The sequence below is a fragment of the Flagellimonas onchidii genome, assembly GCF_004804315.1.
GTDB classification, from domain to species: Bacteria; Bacteroidota; Bacteroidia; order Flavobacteriales; family Flavobacteriaceae; genus Flagellimonas; species Flagellimonas onchidii.
Genome location: NZ_SRXX01000002.1, coordinates 59,259 through 73,617 on the forward strand (window position 1 = coordinate 59,259; position 14,359 = coordinate 73,617).

Annotated in this window: 18 protein-coding genes; 1 reads left to right on the forward strand and 17 read right to left on the reverse strand. The window is 34.4% G+C overall.

Annotated features, from left to right (window positions below; all coding sequences use genetic code 11):
* Window positions 1-53 precede the first annotated feature (53 nt).
* The 12 genes from E4661_RS02315 to E4661_RS02365 all read right to left on the reverse strand — a co-directional run bounded on the left by E4661_RS02315 (window position 54) and on the right by E4661_RS02365 (window position 10,686).
* Window positions 54-2,090, reverse strand: coding sequence for a phage/plasmid replication domain-containing protein (locus E4661_RS02315; RefSeq protein WP_136465205.1), 2,037 nt, complete (start codon window positions 2,088-2,090; stop codon window positions 54-56).
* Window positions 2,083-2,298: a hypothetical protein gene (locus tag E4661_RS02320; protein WP_136465206.1), complete on the reverse strand. Its 216-nt coding sequence runs from the start codon at window positions 2,296-2,298 to the stop codon at window positions 2,083-2,085. The genes E4661_RS02315 and E4661_RS02320 overlap by 8 nt, the downstream gene beginning before the upstream one ends.
* A complete protein-coding gene (locus E4661_RS02325) occupies window positions 2,291-2,686 on the reverse strand; it encodes a hypothetical protein (protein ID WP_136465207.1) in 396 nt (131 codons plus the stop codon). Before E4661_RS02325 ends, E4661_RS02320 begins: the two co-directional genes overlap by 8 nt.
* Window positions 2,646-3,218, reverse strand: a complete 573-nt coding sequence (locus tag E4661_RS02330) for a hypothetical protein (protein ID WP_136465208.1) — start codon at window positions 3,216-3,218, stop codon at window positions 2,646-2,648. The genes E4661_RS02325 and E4661_RS02330 overlap by 41 nt, the downstream gene beginning before the upstream one ends.
* An 850-nt stretch (window positions 3,219-4,068) precedes the next feature.
* Window positions 4,069-4,743, reverse strand: coding sequence for a hypothetical protein (locus tag E4661_RS02335; RefSeq protein WP_136465209.1), 675 nt, complete (start codon window positions 4,741-4,743; stop codon window positions 4,069-4,071).
* A gap of 17 nt (window positions 4,744-4,760) precedes the next feature.
* The gene (locus tag E4661_RS19550) at window positions 4,761-4,895 is read right to left on the reverse strand and encodes a hypothetical protein (RefSeq protein WP_262709902.1); all 135 of its coding nucleotides are present in this window, start codon (window positions 4,893-4,895) and stop codon (window positions 4,761-4,763) included.
* Window position 4,896: 1 nt separating this feature from the next.
* Complete coding sequence (locus E4661_RS02340; protein ID WP_136465210.1) at window positions 4,897-5,310, reverse strand: hypothetical protein; 414 nt, start codon at window positions 5,308-5,310, stop codon at window positions 4,897-4,899.
* Between the two features lie 95 nt (window positions 5,311-5,405).
* A complete protein-coding gene (locus tag E4661_RS02345; RefSeq protein WP_136465211.1) occupies window positions 5,406-6,413 on the reverse strand; it encodes a helix-turn-helix transcriptional regulator in 1,008 nt (335 codons plus the stop codon).
* A 4-nt stretch (window positions 6,414-6,417) separates the two neighbouring features.
* Window positions 6,418-8,271 carry a DUF2779 domain-containing protein gene (locus E4661_RS02350; RefSeq protein WP_240751393.1) on the reverse strand — a complete coding sequence of 618 codons (1,854 nt, stop codon included), beginning with the start codon at window positions 8,269-8,271 and terminating at the stop codon, window positions 6,418-6,420.
* Between the two features lie 381 nt (window positions 8,272-8,652).
* Window positions 8,653-8,958 carry a hypothetical protein gene (locus tag E4661_RS02355; RefSeq protein WP_136465212.1) on the reverse strand — a complete coding sequence of 102 codons (306 nt, stop codon included), beginning with the start codon at window positions 8,956-8,958 and terminating at the stop codon, window positions 8,653-8,655.
* Window positions 8,959-9,903: 945 nt separating this feature from the next.
* The gene (locus E4661_RS02360; RefSeq protein ID WP_136465213.1) at window positions 9,904-10,458 is read right to left on the reverse strand and encodes an HNH endonuclease; all 555 of its coding nucleotides are present in this window, start codon (window positions 10,456-10,458) and stop codon (window positions 9,904-9,906) included.
* A 21-nt stretch (window positions 10,459-10,479) separates the two neighbouring features.
* Window positions 10,480-10,686 (reverse strand): helix-turn-helix transcriptional regulator, encoded by a 207-nt coding sequence (locus E4661_RS02365; protein ID WP_136465214.1) that lies wholly within the window; start codon window positions 10,684-10,686, stop codon window positions 10,480-10,482.
* A gap of 200 nt (window positions 10,687-10,886) precedes the next feature.
* Here E4661_RS02365 and E4661_RS02370 point away from each other — a divergent pair, with 200 nt between their 5' ends.
* Window positions 10,887-11,111, forward strand: a complete 225-nt coding sequence (locus E4661_RS02370; RefSeq protein ID WP_136465215.1) for a hypothetical protein — start codon at window positions 10,887-10,889, stop codon at window positions 11,109-11,111.
* 26 nt (window positions 11,112-11,137) lie between these two features.
* Here the strand turns inward: E4661_RS02370 and E4661_RS02375 are convergent, their stop codons facing one another.
* The 5 genes from E4661_RS02375 to E4661_RS02395 all read right to left on the reverse strand — a co-directional run bounded on the left by E4661_RS02375 (window position 11,138) and on the right by E4661_RS02395 (window position 14,278).
* Entirely contained in the window at window positions 11,138-11,401 is a 264-nt protein-coding gene (locus tag E4661_RS02375; RefSeq protein ID WP_136465216.1) for a hypothetical protein, read from the reverse strand.
* A 58-nt stretch (window positions 11,402-11,459) separates the two neighbouring features.
* Window positions 11,460-12,083 carry a hypothetical protein gene (locus E4661_RS02380; protein WP_136465217.1) on the reverse strand — a complete coding sequence of 208 codons (624 nt, stop codon included), beginning with the start codon at window positions 12,081-12,083 and terminating at the stop codon, window positions 11,460-11,462.
* A 179-nt stretch (window positions 12,084-12,262) separates the two neighbouring features.
* On the reverse strand, window positions 12,263-13,048 hold the full coding sequence (locus tag E4661_RS02385; RefSeq protein ID WP_136465218.1) for a class I SAM-dependent methyltransferase: 786 nt from the start codon (window positions 13,046-13,048) through the stop codon (window positions 12,263-12,265).
* Complete coding sequence (locus E4661_RS02390) at window positions 13,045-13,803, reverse strand: biotin--[acetyl-CoA-carboxylase] ligase (RefSeq protein ID WP_136465219.1); 759 nt, start codon at window positions 13,801-13,803, stop codon at window positions 13,045-13,047. The genes E4661_RS02385 and E4661_RS02390 overlap by 4 nt, the downstream gene beginning before the upstream one ends.
* Window positions 13,804-13,867: 64 nt before the next feature.
* The gene (locus E4661_RS02395) at window positions 13,868-14,278 is read right to left on the reverse strand and encodes an avidin/streptavidin family protein (protein ID WP_136465220.1); all 411 of its coding nucleotides are present in this window, start codon (window positions 14,276-14,278) and stop codon (window positions 13,868-13,870) included.
* Window positions 14,279-14,359: the final 81 nt, after the last annotated feature.

Below are 14,359 nucleotides of genomic sequence, written 5' to 3' on the forward strand. Positions count from 1 at the left end.
TGTTGTCCAATTCATTGGAATGAACCTTTGAATCAAGCCTAATCCTTCTTTGTCTAGCCATAATAGGAATGGTTCTTACTTACGTAAAACTTTTGGTAATAACCCACATCCTGTAGGTTTGCATACATCTTACCCCAATCCGTACATGTCTGTATAGGGACTGGTTCAATCCTAGCCTGTTCGGAAATACCGAACTTCTTCAAATCCTTCATATATCGTGACCATTGCGAATCTGAAACCTTTAAGCCCTTTCTAATCATCCTCAATGATTTACCCCTTTTCATCTGCTCATTTATCGCAATCATCACCATAGGCCTAATCTTTTTCATTCCCATTTCAACCTTTTGTTTCTGACCTAATAACTGGCTTGCCTTGGTAATTAGGACATTGCCTTTTATCCTTTGCTTTCCATTGGAAGTATAAATCAAGTAGTGGTACTTTTCGTCATACTCATTTATCCTTCTTTCAGCTTCAGCATTGTAATTGTTTATCCGATTTTCCAAATCGTCATCAGGATTGATTGAATGCACCTGATAATGCTCACAGATGTTCTTAAAATGGACGACAGCCCATTTTAATATATCATTGGAAAAAGTACCAATATCCTTATCGTGCAGCAACGTATTTTTCAGACCGAAAGAGGATATCCTATAAAAATCCTTTGCTGCGTTGTAATCAACGTTCCCTTTCTTTTCAAACCTTTTCAATATAGGGGACGTTTCCAAAAACAAATGAACCTTCCTATTTAGATAGGCGTTCATCATCTTATGGTTTTTATGCTCTTTATAAGTAGGCTCGTTCCCCTTGTTCCTTGAATCCTTGTCCGACTTGGTTCTTTTAAAAGCCAGATAAGAAGCGTTGTGTATATCGCAATCCTTTCTAAATACCTTATGTTTATAATAGTAGGAAAACCATTGATTTTTCAGGGAAAGCTCATAACGAAGAACCAAATCCATCTTCTTTTTGAAAAAATCGACCTTGTAAGGCATTGCCCTGTACAGTCTAGAGGCAAAACGAAGTGTTTTTCCGTCATAGTTTTCGCGTGAAAACTTCCCATCGGCCATCTCTTTCAAAATCTCCAACATTTCAGACCTGATAGATTTTACAACATCGGTCTTTTTCAATCCCTCAAATCTCTGAGAGTCCAAATATTCATCCAACAACTGACTTCTTTTCTTGGATTCTTTGGAAAGATACCTTTTCAAAATCTTGTCCATCCATTTGCGGTTGACCTCCAAATGCTTCTTTAAATCCCCATCTTTTGAAATTGAATATTCCGTACCCTTATGGTAAATCTTAAAATAAGCACCGGTACTGGAATAATATTCCAAAGACGTGTTATAGTCCCTAGGTGCCTTTTGGTTGCTCTTGTACCTGTTATGATTGATTGCCTTCAAGTGCTTCAAGTACCGCAATGCATCCTCTTTCGAGCCAAAATATTGGTTGAAGCACAAATCGACCCGTCTAACCTCTATGTAACGTTTGTTGAGCAATGCCTCCAACTGGAAATGATTGCACACATCATTTATAAAAGTGTCTATAAAACTATCAAGACGTTCATGTATGTATTTCTGCTGAAAGCCCCATGAATGCGCCTTCAAGAAATTGCCGTCATATAGGTTAGAATTTATCTGCGGAACGAATTCAGCCAATGAATGCCCATAAAGATATTTTGGTACTGACATCTGAAAGTCTATATAGCCAGCACTTTCGTTAATCCTATAGGTAATCCCATTATAGGAACTGGGAACCCTATACGTACCATTTATTGACATATTGACTTCCTTCACTTTCCTTTCGTCGGTAAAACGCATAACGTTCCTTGTCTGGTGGTGGTAATGGACAACGGAAGAATTTTCATCAGTCAAAAAATCGTCGTCGTCCCTCCCCCCTATTTCGTGCGTCTCACGGGAAACCACCATTTGACGGGTCATGTACTTACCCTTATAGTTCAACATCTTCTTATAAAGGTCGTTATGCTCAGGTACGGCATATCTTGTGAAATGGCCATTGGTAACAGCTATTTCATTCAAGGTGCCTTTTTTTGGGTCGTTGATACCGTACAATCTCAATTGAACGGTGTCAATCATCCAGCAACGTTTTGTACCTATTGTAAAACTCAATGCAATCGCAAAGCCCCTTTGTTGAGTTCAACGGGTCAAAACTCCCGTTGTGGAACCTTTTCCAGGCATCCTTCACAATTCTTTTGGTGTCATCAATTGTTTTATCGATGCTGCAATATCCGTGTATTAAATTGTGCATTTGCAGCCAAGCACTTTCTTTGACCAATTCAAACATTTTCACAAGGTATTTCAAGTTGTTCGGCCTGTTTCTTTCTAAGTTTTTTTGATTCAACTTTTTTATCCCTATAGAAATCACCATAATACGAATTCCCAGAAAAAAGGAGAACGTCCCACTCCCTTTCTGTAGATTGGTTACTTAAAACGCCCGTAAGGGTCTGTAAATTCAAATCCATGCACAGATAAGCATAGATTTCAGGTATCTTGTGAAGTTCAAAAGTCCTTTTCCACACCAATCTGGCATTTGAAAGGACTTCTTCCGTAAATGGTTGTCTTATCTGGTAGTCTTGACCTTCTTCATAAAAAGGTTTGGATGGCTTTATCAATATAAAAGCCCTTAAATAATTATGATGCTGTTTGTCTGCGTATACTATGTTTGGGTTCATTTTTTGTTTCGTCTAACGGATTAATAGTCTTTAATTCCGTCCTGTACGAAACCCCGTCAGTAAGTCCCCTTATATCGTTTGCATAACTGGACAAAACCAAATCATACATTTTCTGTAAAGGGTACAACTGAGCCAACATTACCTTTCTTTTGTTAACTTGGGCATCCTTCTTCAAACAGTCCAACAAAGATTGAACACAATTGAAGGAAACGCGTATCTGGTTGAACTGGACATGGTTATCGCCTGCCAGATTACCATATATGAAATAATAGGACTGTTCAAAGTCCTCTATGCATATCTTCAAATCACGCTTGGTCATAAGATTAAAGAACGGGTAATAAAGGTTTCTAATGGCAACCAATTGGGACTGTATAGCCCCAAGAATTAGCACATTATCGTGTATGACATCCCGAAATTTCTTTATAAATGCCTTTGCTTGATTCTTGTTCCTGAACTTATGGGATACACCCCAATCTATGAATACGGAATACCTATTACGGTTAAAGGTAATATCAAACTTTAATTTGTCCATCGGTCGGTTTTTTAGGTAAATAAGACAATTAAAGCAAAATATATGTATATGATATATACAAAAAGATTATTTAGGTAAATGAATACAAAATATCGTTAAGTTACTGTATGTCTTGTGTATAGAATTTGCTATAATATGGATTATAGTACAAATGCCTTTGTATTGTTTTTAGCGGTTGGCATTCGATAGCTATAATTCCTCATTATGTAAAATATCCCTCGTGTTTGCGTCCTGTAGCGAATTCTCAACAGGGTCATGAAACTTATTTTCATCGGTGTGCTACGCACAGTTTGTTTTCATTTGTATCTATAATCAGTCGCTATGTAAAATAGCCGCTCGGTCAACAGCACATTGCTTTCATAAAAAGTAAATGCCCAAGCATTTATTTTTATACGCAATTCTCAGCCACTTGGCCAGCGCCATTAAAAGCTCAGCTTTTCGTCTTTATTGAAACCTTTGGTTTAATTGAGAATTTGGAAAAGAAAAATTTCAGAAACTGTTCGTCAGCTTGCCGCAAAAGCTTAAAATTTCTCTGCGAGCAAATTTCTAAGCACTTGCTAACATCCCTCTTCGGAATCAGCAATTTTTGTGAGTGCTTATAATATTATGTAAAATAGAAATGATGTTTGGTGTGTTGTCTCTTTTCTTTTTTCTTGATAAAAAAGAAACAAAAAATCAAGAAGAAAATATGCTTCAACGCTCCCTTTGTGTCTTAATAGCTTCGCTATTTGGGCGTTTCACGCCCTAACACAAAGCCCAGAGCAATGGCTCTTTGTGCCAAGCCACAAATTCACGCCCCTTCCGGCTCGCATTTTCTTCTGCCCTCACTCTTCTACAGACCTAGTTTCTATCATAGAAGTTTTTTTAATGATTTCATGGTATCAACCAGAATAGACGGAATATCACCATCTAATATATCCTTATAGCTAATTGATTTCATACTCATAATGTCAACGACTATGCAAGCGGCAGGATTAATGATATAATTTTTGGAATAATAGGACGACAAGTATTTAAACAATGTTTCAGCATAAATCCCCAAATCACTTGGTTTAAATCCATCCTGCCAGACAACAAACCAAATTGCTCCAACACTTTGATTGCCTTTTGCACCAAAAGAGAATATGTGTTGAGGCAAAATTTGAATAGGCAGGCCATTCATTTCAAGTATTGATGGCGGTTTACGCACAAAATTTAGATTAGTTGAGGGCATCCATTTTGTGAAATCGAAATTGACATACTTCCTTAGTATATCAATATTTCTTTTGTACATGGTCTTTGTTCGAGATAGTTGATTTATACTATGGAGTTTTGATACTTCATCTATCTTATCTACAATTGCCGAACTATCATTTTCTTTAAAAGCTTGACTTATGGCACTAACACTTCTAACCCAATAATTTCCTCCATCTCCAGAAGTTGGTCTTTTTCCAACTTTAAGTTTATTGATCAACGTGGTTTTTCGAGGGGTAGATAATCTTCTAAACTCGACGAGTTTTTTTACGGGGACTTTTTCAATTGCCATATTTTTTTCAATTGATTCTACTTTTTTCTTCTTTTGGTAGGGCCGACCTTAATAGTCTCAACAACTGTCGTGCTAGGTCTTCTTTTAGCCTCTTTAATTGTAATAAATTGACCATTTCTTGCATCTCTACCTCTTTTACTTTGTCTTGCCATTTTATTTTCTATTTAATTGAATATTATTACTCGGTTTATATCTAATTATATTTTCTTTTTCTAGCTTTAGCGCCTCTATTCGTGGTTTAGGCTTATCTTTTACAACTCTAGTAAACAACTTGCCAGATCTTCTGTGTTCAGCCATTCTTTTCTTAAACCTATCTGCATAAGTTATTCCTTCATATACACGCTTACCTTTGTAGTAGTGCGTATAATTTACAGTATCATTTGGGCTGCCAAAAAATGTTGCCAGACCATAGCCACTTAGCCCTCCCCAAAAAACACCCTTGATTACATGCCATATATCATAATTAGCACCATTGTTATTGTCTTCTATATGCTTGTTATTGGCAATATATCCACCAATACCTGCACCTAGAATTACACCTAATAGTTTTTCATTATTTGTCGCCATAACTTGAATTTATTGTTTTAATACAACATCACGTTACAAATAAATAACCGCATGGCGCAACCTATGTTCGCCAAGAAAAAAAATTAAAAAAGAGTTTATTTTTTTTGGGTATAGTTACTTAATGCTCCCTTAAAAATATCTATGAATTCAGCCCTTAGAAAGGCTGGTGAGATTATTTCAGCTGTTTTTCCATAACTTAATATTTTTGAATAAAACTCGTATGAAGGTTTTACAGAAACCTTTATAATGAACTTCGTGTCATCATCTTCTAAAATTTCTTGTGTGTTGTGTATGGGAAGGGCTTTTAGATAGTTACCTTGATCAGGGTTAAAGGAAATAACAACTTCAATAGGAGGTTTGTGAGATACAGTTATACCGAAGGAATATTTAAAGTATTCTACACTATCAAACTCAATTGGTTGGAACTCTTCATCTAAAATGGAAACATCTACAATTCTATCAAGTGCTAAAGTAATTAGACTTTCATTTTTGTAATTAACACTAATTACATACCATAATTTTTTATCCTCTTTAAGTAAAATTGGCTTTACCCTATGTCTTTTAATCTCATCATCGAACTTTTGATAGTCTATTTCTAATACTTTTTTCTTAGCAATAGAATCTAAAATATCAGCAATAAGTTCAGTTCCACCAATTAATGGGTGTTTCTCGGTTTCTAAAATAGTTTCCTTCTCAAATAATTCTTTAACATTTGGCGAGATATTTGAATTTTCTATTACCTTTTTTACAGCTTTGGTAATTTCACTAAAGAGAGGGTATTCTTTATATTGACTTATTGTTTTGGCGTAAAAAAGCAGAGCACTTATTTCATCTGGTTCTAATTCTAATGAAGGAAATATATGCTTTGGGATTTCTTCATAATAATATGTTTTCGTAGCAGTATCCTTATGTATTGGAAGAAAAAAGCCAAGTTCGGTGTCTTCGGCCAAATCTTCCAAGTCCTTCTGAATAGTTCTTAGTCTTACCGGAATTCCAGCATCATTGCAAATTTCTACGATTCGAGTTGATTTATGCTTACCTCCCCTTCTAAGTACATTGTGAATTATTCTATACCTCTTTAGAGCCTCTTTGTTTTTTGGCATAATATCAAACAACTAATTCTTTAAAATGTTCATAAAGCATTACCATTGCTAATGTGTCTAATTCGCAATATTTCAATAAGGCAGAGGTAATCTCCTCAATTTCTGCCTTAGTCATATCGGTATATTGGAGTTTGCCGTAGGCGGTTAAAGCTGCACCTCCATCGTTAATGTTTTCAATTTCAGAAATTGATTGCTCAATTTTTTCTTCAGTCCAATTATCAAAGACAGGTGGAAGAGAATTGTATGGATTTATTAGCTCTCCTTCTTCTCCGCGTCTTAACCAGACAAAATCATTTGAAAAGTTTGTTGATGTCAAAGAGATGTCACCGATTGATTTTGAATATTTTTTTTTCAAGAAATCACTACTGTTAAGGGCTGCCGGCAATAAGTCTTTTAAAGAATTCGAACCATTTGTTGTTGGATTAAAATAAAAGTTCTTTGCTACAGCCCAGAGATCAACCATATCCCTTTCGCCTTTCCATATATTAAAGTTTTTACTCGTTGAATGTGAAATACTTTCAATAAATTCAATCAAGGTATCTTTATCATCTTCACTCGACTCTATTAGTTGAGAGTGAATTGCATTTAAAATGGTGTTTTCATGATTATGAAATCTAAAAATAGTTCCATTATCATTTTCAAGTGATTTTTTTAATTCACGTATAAAATCAAAATTTGGGAAGTATGCTGCTTTATTGCTTATATACTCTGAACAATGGAGAATATTACCATTCCTTTCATAGGAATGATGAGAAAATTGAAAAGCAATTTGTTCATATGGTTTTCGTCCTTTTGAAAATGGTAAAGCTGCGGTGCATGTTTCAAAATCAATAAAATGCAGTGGATATTCCCAATTTTCCATCTCTTCTTTCAGCCTAAGCCTCTCTACATAAATGGTTTTATCATTTTTCAGTGCTTTTTCAATTTGAACCCATGCTCTTTCACCATCAGATAGCTTTCCAACACTTGACTTAAATCCAATATCATCTTTACTAAGGTTTGTAACGAAAATCTGCTCTTTATCAAACAGTTTTTTTGACTTTGTCCAATGAATTCCTCTAATGTCAAATAAGTTAGGTTTTTTAAAATCCTCATCTTTCCAACTATGTTGTATTTTAAAACATTCTTCGAAGCCAGAAATTAACCCATTCTTTTTGTCTTCAGCCGAGGTTTTAAACTCACACTTGTTACAATTCATATACGATGTGGGCCAATTACTATATGTATCATTTTTATATATGTCCCCATATTCTTGTATAGCCTCAATAAAACTTAATCCATTTCCGTAATCATATTTCCCATTTTCAATACCAGTAATGATTTCCGTAATATCTTTCTTACCAAGTATTGGGTTTCCCAATTCATCTTTTGACTTTGCCAACACCTTTACACCAGTTCTGCTATTTGCCAATTTTGAAACTCTGAAAAATTGATTTAAACCGTCAATTGAAGCTTTTTTGGTTTTATCGGCCATCATAATAGATGATTTAATTCTAAAATCGGGGTAGCACAACTGAATGACATACTTTTGAAATGCAATATCAAACAAGTAGGGCTTCCATTCACTTACTAATCCACCCTTTTTTCCAATAAAATTGTATTCATCGTCAGGATCAAACGCTTTTGATTTTACCTCAATTAATTCAATATTCTCCCCTTTCTTAATTAGAATATCAGTTCTTATAAAAAGGCCATCAATAAGAAAAGCAGCTTCATAAATTGTTACGTTCTCATTTTTTAATAGTTCCTGAGTATGATTCCAATGCTTTTCATAATCCCAATCTTCTCCCTCCAGTAGATGCCCATTAGGATAATATAATCGTGCAAGTTCTTCTACTTGAAAACCACCTTTGGCCAATGCCTCTAAAAATGGGTTTTCATTTTTTAAATTTGCATATTTTTTTTGCCCGTATAGTACAATTTATTGGAACACTCAAGACCTAGCTTAAACCTTGATTTAGTAAGAACCCTCATTTGATTATCAACAATAAATTTGGTGCCAATTGGAATAACCACCTTATTCAATTGAACAGAAATAGATTTCAGTAGATGGGGGATTCGATAAGACGAAAATCTTATCTTCTAAATATAGATATTGAATTTTGAAACTGATTGCAAAAAAACCTTAGAAATTCTGGGATTTTTCCGCAATTTCAAATAGCAAGAAATATTTATTTACATCACAAAGAAATCCTTCCAACATAAGTCAGAAGGACTTTTAATAATTCAAACAGTTTATTTATTGGGCTTTGAGCACAGAAAGTCTAGAGGACAATTTCAATAAAAAATTGACATGAACTCCTGTTTGAGATACACAGTCAAAGATGTTCTTTTTGGATAAGCCCAATACTTTGTTTTCGATACTGCCGGACAACATACAATGTAAACCATCAATATGACCCTCCAGAGAATTTACATCGAAATAGTCATCAATAATGGCAATAATCTCAAGGATTGCCTTCTTTGGTTTTGAATCTGCCAGGGCGAGTTCCTTCTGTAATTGTTGATACCATTCTTCATGGATTTCACTTTTTCTTGTAGACATAAAGAAAATTTTAAAAGCGGAGCCACCCCGTCAGCCCTGTCTACACAGTCTAGGACTGGAAGCGGTACTTTCGCGGCCGCTGGACTTGTAAGCGACTCCTTATCGATAAATAATTGTTTTAGAATTTTCCTAAAACTGTGTAGACGCAATAAATATACAAATGTTTATCATAAACAGAGGTACTTCTTTTCCATTCCATACACTTTCACCTCCCCCACTCCGCGGGTTCGGCAAAACAGTATTCCATTGTCTTTTTAAAGAAGATTTTAGAAGAAATTTTTCAGCGAGTTGGGTAATAACTTTCGCTTTTACCAAAGCTCAAGTTACATAACGCGGTACATTATAGTACAAATGCCTTTGTATTGTTTTTAGCGGTTGGCATTCGATAGCTATAATTCCCCATTATGTAAAATATCCCTCGTGTCTGTGTCCTGTAGCGAATTCTCAACGGGGTCATGAAACTTTTCCTTAAGCGGTCGGCTACGCCGCATCAATGCATCTGTATCTATAATCAGTCGCTATGTAAAATAGCCGCTCGGCCAACAGCACATTGCTTTCATAAAAAGTAAATGCCCTTGCATTTATTTTTATACGCAATTCGCGGAGCATAAATTTCTAAGCACTTGCTAACATCCTCCTCTGATTCAACTATTTTTCCTTGGCACTTAAAATATTATGTAAAATAGAAATCCTATTGAAAGTGGTGTCCCCTTTCTTTTTTCTTGATAAAAAAGAAACAAAAATCAAGAAGAAAATATGCTTCCACGCTCTCTTTGTGTCTTAATAGCTTCGCTATTTGGGCGCCATGCGCCCTACACAAAGCCCAGGGCAATGGCTCTTTGTGTTACCCACAAATTCACTCCTCTACCGGCCCGCATTTTCTTCTGGCTTTACATCCGAACATTACGAAACCAATATTTTACAAGAGGAAGGATCAATATTATATCACCTTTTTACAAACGTACTGTCCAGTTCCTGGTACATTTTAAGGGCTTTGTCATTCTCCGTCTTTATATTCTCATATAGAGAGTTGGCAATAACTCTGATTGCATGTTGCTCTGCCTCATTCAATTCTGGATACCGAAACTCCCCTTTTTGCATATGAGTTTGGATTCTTTTCTTTCTTTCAAAAAATGAGTTTAAATCATCATTTTCACGACAAATCTGCTCTAGGTGATCTTCCCAATTTAGATAGTTGCTTGAATCATCTCTACGTCGTTTATTGCATGATTGACACGCTGGAACAACATTTCCTGGATGATGCAACCCATATTGAGTCCTGTTAAACATGATTAAATGTTCAATCTGTAATTTGTTAGCCTGAACACCACAGTACGCACATTTACCTTCAAAAACCTGATTTTTAATTTGTTCAAATATTTTTTTGGAATTTCCTGACCCTGTATTAAAGCTTTTTCCCCAATAATATTCTCCCACTTTGGTTAGAAAAGCTCGAATTGCTGTATTTGCAGAATCTGAAGACGTATTGTAAACTGCCATTTTCTACCAATAATGTTCCAATTAAATTTTAGTTGAGACTAAAAGCTCCCGAATATCCACATCCAGAATTTGGGCAATTCGTTTGAGGTCCTTTAAATGTGGCTGGGATTTGTTATTACAGATTGAAGTAATCGTATTTGGGTTTCGGTCCATTTTAACTGCCAATTCTTTTTGGCTTATCCCTTTTATAACAAGTACTTCTTTTATTCTATTTATTCGCTCAGGCATAGCCTAAAGCTAGGTATAATCAAAACTTTGAGCAATAAGGTGTTTTTATTGATATAGTTAAAAACGGTAAAAACATTGTTTAAAACAATATTAATATAATTTAAAAGCATAAATTTAATTTTCATTTTTACAATAAATACCTATATTTATATAGTTTTTAACAGTATTAGTATGGGAAAAACAAATAAAATTGTCTTGAAATGAGCTTAAAAGTAACCGACCTACGTCCCCTACTCTCCTATATCCAAGAATGCCACGAGGGTGACCTTCTTTCCCTTACCCAAAATTTGGACAAAACCATTTTTATGTTCCACTTCATTCCCATGGACACCTTTTCAGATTTGGAAAGACAAAATTGCTGTCATGTTCTCATGGAACTCAAGGAAGCGGTTATGGAAGTTTACCTAAATAAAAATGACCTATGACTCATTCCGCAAGAAAATGTAATTAACTATTCGGATTTTTCAACAACATGCTCTACTGATTCTTCAAGTTCATTCATTAACGCCCAAATTGCAGATATCATTTGTTTATCTCCCTCGGAAGGGTTTCTACTCCATCCAACAGTTAGTAATCCCTTATGGTCATGCAAAGAAACCACGTCATCATTTCCACCAAAGTATTCACTTAGATTATAAATTTCAACGACTTTTTCAAGCCTCTTTAGTCTATGGGGTTCTTCATTTGCCCTCGTAGCTGTCAGAATAATTTTCATGTTATAAGTTGTTTATTGTAAAGTATTTGTTGCTATAAATCATTATGAATATTATCCGTCAGAGAGTATTTTTATTAGAAATCTTTGAGGTTTTTCTGTAGTTATTGGGAAATTGGTTCTCAGAGTACCTTAGGTAATAATAATATTCATCAAGAGGGTTCATACTTGTATATTCAATTTCAATTACTATGTTATCCATTACTTTAGAAGTATTTGAATTGAAGAACATCATCGGTTTTATACTCTCGGATGTTGTGTATTTTGCCGTTGTACCTAAAAGAAATACGTCTTTATCTGAGTCTTTTTCTCCTACCACGTAATTTTCATTTAGATTATTAATGTCTTCAAAAATAAATTCCAATTTACTCTCTAGCGCTGGTATCCATTTACTTTTTTCATTGGTTCCGTTTTTATAATCTTCCATATTGAGATAATATCTGTATGATTTAATTATTGCTGGACCAAATCCCAAATTAGTAAGTTTAAACCCTTTTTTGGTTTCAGAATCTACCTTAATAAAGGTAATTTGTAGTAGCGGTTGTTTATTTATTCGTTCTATTTCTTTTTGAGTTTTACTTTGGTTGATTGAGATTAAGACCGCAATAAATGCAACAACAAGGGCCATAATGTCGACAAATTTCCTGCCAACAACAGATATAATCGTTCTAATAATTTTATTCATTTTATCTTTTATTTGCCCGCAGACACTTTCTCAGAATTGGAAAGGCAGAATGCCTCTCACGTTTTGATGGAACTTAAAGAGGCGGTAATGGCAATCTTTAAATATTCAAATTTTCGTTTAGATTAATAGGTTTTCTGCATTCCAATAAAATATAAATTAAAATATCTAGTAATCTAAAACTAAGTATGTTTAGTAATAACAAAGAGGCTTGATTTAATTTCTCCCCTAAATGCATTCAATCTATTCCATTGGTCAAGAAAAGCTATATTGCCATATTTCAATATAGATAAGTTCAAATCCTCTATCATAGACGACCAAGCAGATAAATCCTCAAAATAATTTAGAAAATCCGTTTCCTTATTTGAGTAACTGTCTTTACCAACCTGCATATCAAAAATCAAAATGCTGTCAGAAGACATTATCTCGGAAATTGTTTTAATAAAGAGATTAATAAAATTACCATTAGGCATGTAATAGAGCAGTCCTTCCAGAAATATTAGCGAACGCTTTTCTATATTAAATCCATTGCTCAACAATTTGGGAACTAATTGATCCTTTTTTTCAACAACATCGCAATAAATCAATTTGGGTAAATATTCGACTTTTATTTTGCTGATTTTCTTTTTAAGAACAGCTGGCATGTCAATTTCATACCCTTTTAAATTTTTATGTTTTTTTTGAATTTCATTTACAATTGTACAGTACCCCGAACCTATAGAAAGTAATTGGGAGAAAGATGAATCACTCTTAATAAAAAAATTTATTTCATCTCTAATAATTTTGTGTCTTACTGCTATTAACTGTTGAAAGTGTGGATATAAATCCATTTTTTCTTTAAACATATTTTCTGCACCTTTATCAACAAATAACTCTGCAAAACTATCTTTAAATAAGGGTGTATTGTGCTTTTGTTCTAATGAACGAACAAGAGAAGTTACTGCACCAGTATCTTTGATTTTAGTCATGCGTAACTAGAATAAATATCAAGATGAGTACTACTTCTCCACTCCTCCTTTTCTCCATCTGAATTTTGAACAATCAAATACCCCTCTTTAGAGATGCCTACCACTTCAACGCTGATTTCTATTCCTCTTTTTTTCGCAGTGATTTTTTTGCCAATCATTTTCGTCTTTTTCAGCCATTCACTTCTCAGATCCTTTTTTTCATAAAAAATGCTTTCCATTTCATACATGAGAGATTGGAAAAGATTCTCAATTCTTTGTCTTTTACCTGTAGCTTGAAATATTGAAATAGCTTTGCTCTTTATCGCATCGGGGAAAGAATTGTGGTTTACATTAACTCCAACACCGATTATAAGTTGTTTTTGTGCTATACCTTCACAAAGTATTCCGCAAACTTTCTTATTCCCAATAAGCACATCATTTGGCCATTTTACATGCGCTTTTATATCATATTCTCGTTTTAGCACATTGACTAAACTTATTGCAGGTAAGAACATTATGAATTGATCAATTTTTTCATCAAAGTCAATGACCAATGAAAAAAGAAGCCCCTCTATATTATTTGATATCCATGTGTTATTGTTAGTTCCCTTACCTGCAGTTTGCCTCGCCGAGATGTAGACTGTTCCCTCTGGCAAAACTTCTTTCTGAATAGCTTTTTTGGCTTCTTCATTTGTGGATCCAATGACGTCAAAATATATGATGTTACGCCCAAACTTCTTTGTACGCAATCCTAGTGATAGAGATTCTCTATTCATTGTAAAATGGAAAAAATTGAAAGAAACTTAAGGCATTAGTTGCTAAAAAGAATTCTAAGCTTCGTTATCTGAAATACGTGTTTGCACCAGCCAAAATGCTACCCCATAAGTCATCTGGTTCATCTTCGTCTTTAATATTCTTAGTTAAATGCCAAAGGGTATAAATCTTCCCATTACCCTCTTTATCTATAGTATGCTGCCCAACCCAAGAAGTTATTGAGCCATATTTACCAAAATTCACAGTATAACCAATTATGTCGCCCGAGACGAACCCTGTCAAATCAAATTCTTCTTCTGGTCCAGGACTGCCAACACCAGTCTTGTAAATCCCTTTAACTTCCCCTTTGGAATTTACACTTAAATCCATTTCTGAATTCAGCCCATTTTTCCAAACCCCATCAAAATCAACGCTTATATTAGAATTAGCAGATTTTTTGTTTTTATAACCTTCGTTAATGTACTTTTCTATACTCATTTTACTTAATAATTATAATTTAATACTATTAGTTTGCATGCATTTTTTAGTTTTCAAACATGAATAGATGAGAACTATGTT

Bases quoted from the DNA above. Each gene is read 5' to 3' on its own strand.
- E4661_RS02315 (WP_136465205.1), bottom strand. From the start codon at position 2,090: ATGATTGACACCGTTCAATTGAGATTGTACGGTATCAACGACCCAAAA.
- E4661_RS02320 (WP_136465206.1), bottom strand. From the start codon at position 2,298: ATGTTTGAATTGGTCAAAGAAAGTGCTTGGCTGCAAATGCACAATTTA.
- E4661_RS02325 (WP_136465207.1), bottom strand. From the start codon at position 2,686: ATGAACCCAAACATAGTATACGCAGACAAACAGCATCATAATTATTTA.
- E4661_RS02330 (WP_136465208.1), bottom strand. From the start codon at position 3,218: ATGGACAAATTAAAGTTTGATATTACCTTTAACCGTAATAGGTATTCC.
- E4661_RS02335 (WP_136465209.1), bottom strand. From the start codon at position 4,743: ATGGCAATTGAAAAAGTCCCCGTAAAAAAACTCGTCGAGTTTAGAAGA.
- E4661_RS19550 (WP_262709902.1), bottom strand. From the start codon at position 4,895: ATGGCAAGACAAAGTAAAAGAGGTAGAGATGCAAGAAATGGTCAATTT.
- E4661_RS02340 (WP_136465210.1), bottom strand. From the start codon at position 5,310: ATGGCGACAAATAATGAAAAACTATTAGGTGTAATTCTAGGTGCAGGT.
- E4661_RS02345 (WP_136465211.1), bottom strand. From the start codon at position 6,413: ATGCCAAAAAACAAAGAGGCTCTAAAGAGGTATAGAATAATTCACAAT.
- E4661_RS02355 (WP_136465212.1), bottom strand. From the start codon at position 8,958: ATGTCTACAAGAAAAAGTGAAATCCATGAAGAATGGTATCAACAATTA.
- E4661_RS02360 (WP_136465213.1), bottom strand. From the start codon at position 10,458: ATGGCAGTTTACAATACGTCTTCAGATTCTGCAAATACAGCAATTCGA.
- E4661_RS02365 (WP_136465214.1), bottom strand. From the start codon at position 10,686: ATGCCTGAGCGAATAAATAGAATAAAAGAAGTACTTGTTATAAAAGGG.
- E4661_RS02370 (WP_136465215.1), top strand. From the start codon at position 10,887: ATGAGCTTAAAAGTAACCGACCTACGTCCCCTACTCTCCTATATCCAA.
- E4661_RS02375 (WP_136465216.1), bottom strand. From the start codon at position 11,401: ATGAAAATTATTCTGACAGCTACGAGGGCAAATGAAGAACCCCATAGA.
- E4661_RS02380 (WP_136465217.1), bottom strand. From the start codon at position 12,083: ATGAATAAAATTATTAGAACGATTATATCTGTTGTTGGCAGGAAATTT.
- E4661_RS02385 (WP_136465218.1), bottom strand. From the start codon at position 13,048: ATGACTAAAATCAAAGATACTGGTGCAGTAACTTCTCTTGTTCGTTCA.
- E4661_RS02390 (WP_136465219.1), bottom strand. From the start codon at position 13,803: ATGAATAGAGAATCTCTATCACTAGGATTGCGTACAAAGAAGTTTGGG.
- E4661_RS02395 (WP_136465220.1), bottom strand. From the start codon at position 14,278: ATGAGTATAGAAAAGTACATTAACGAAGGTTATAAAAACAAAAAATCT.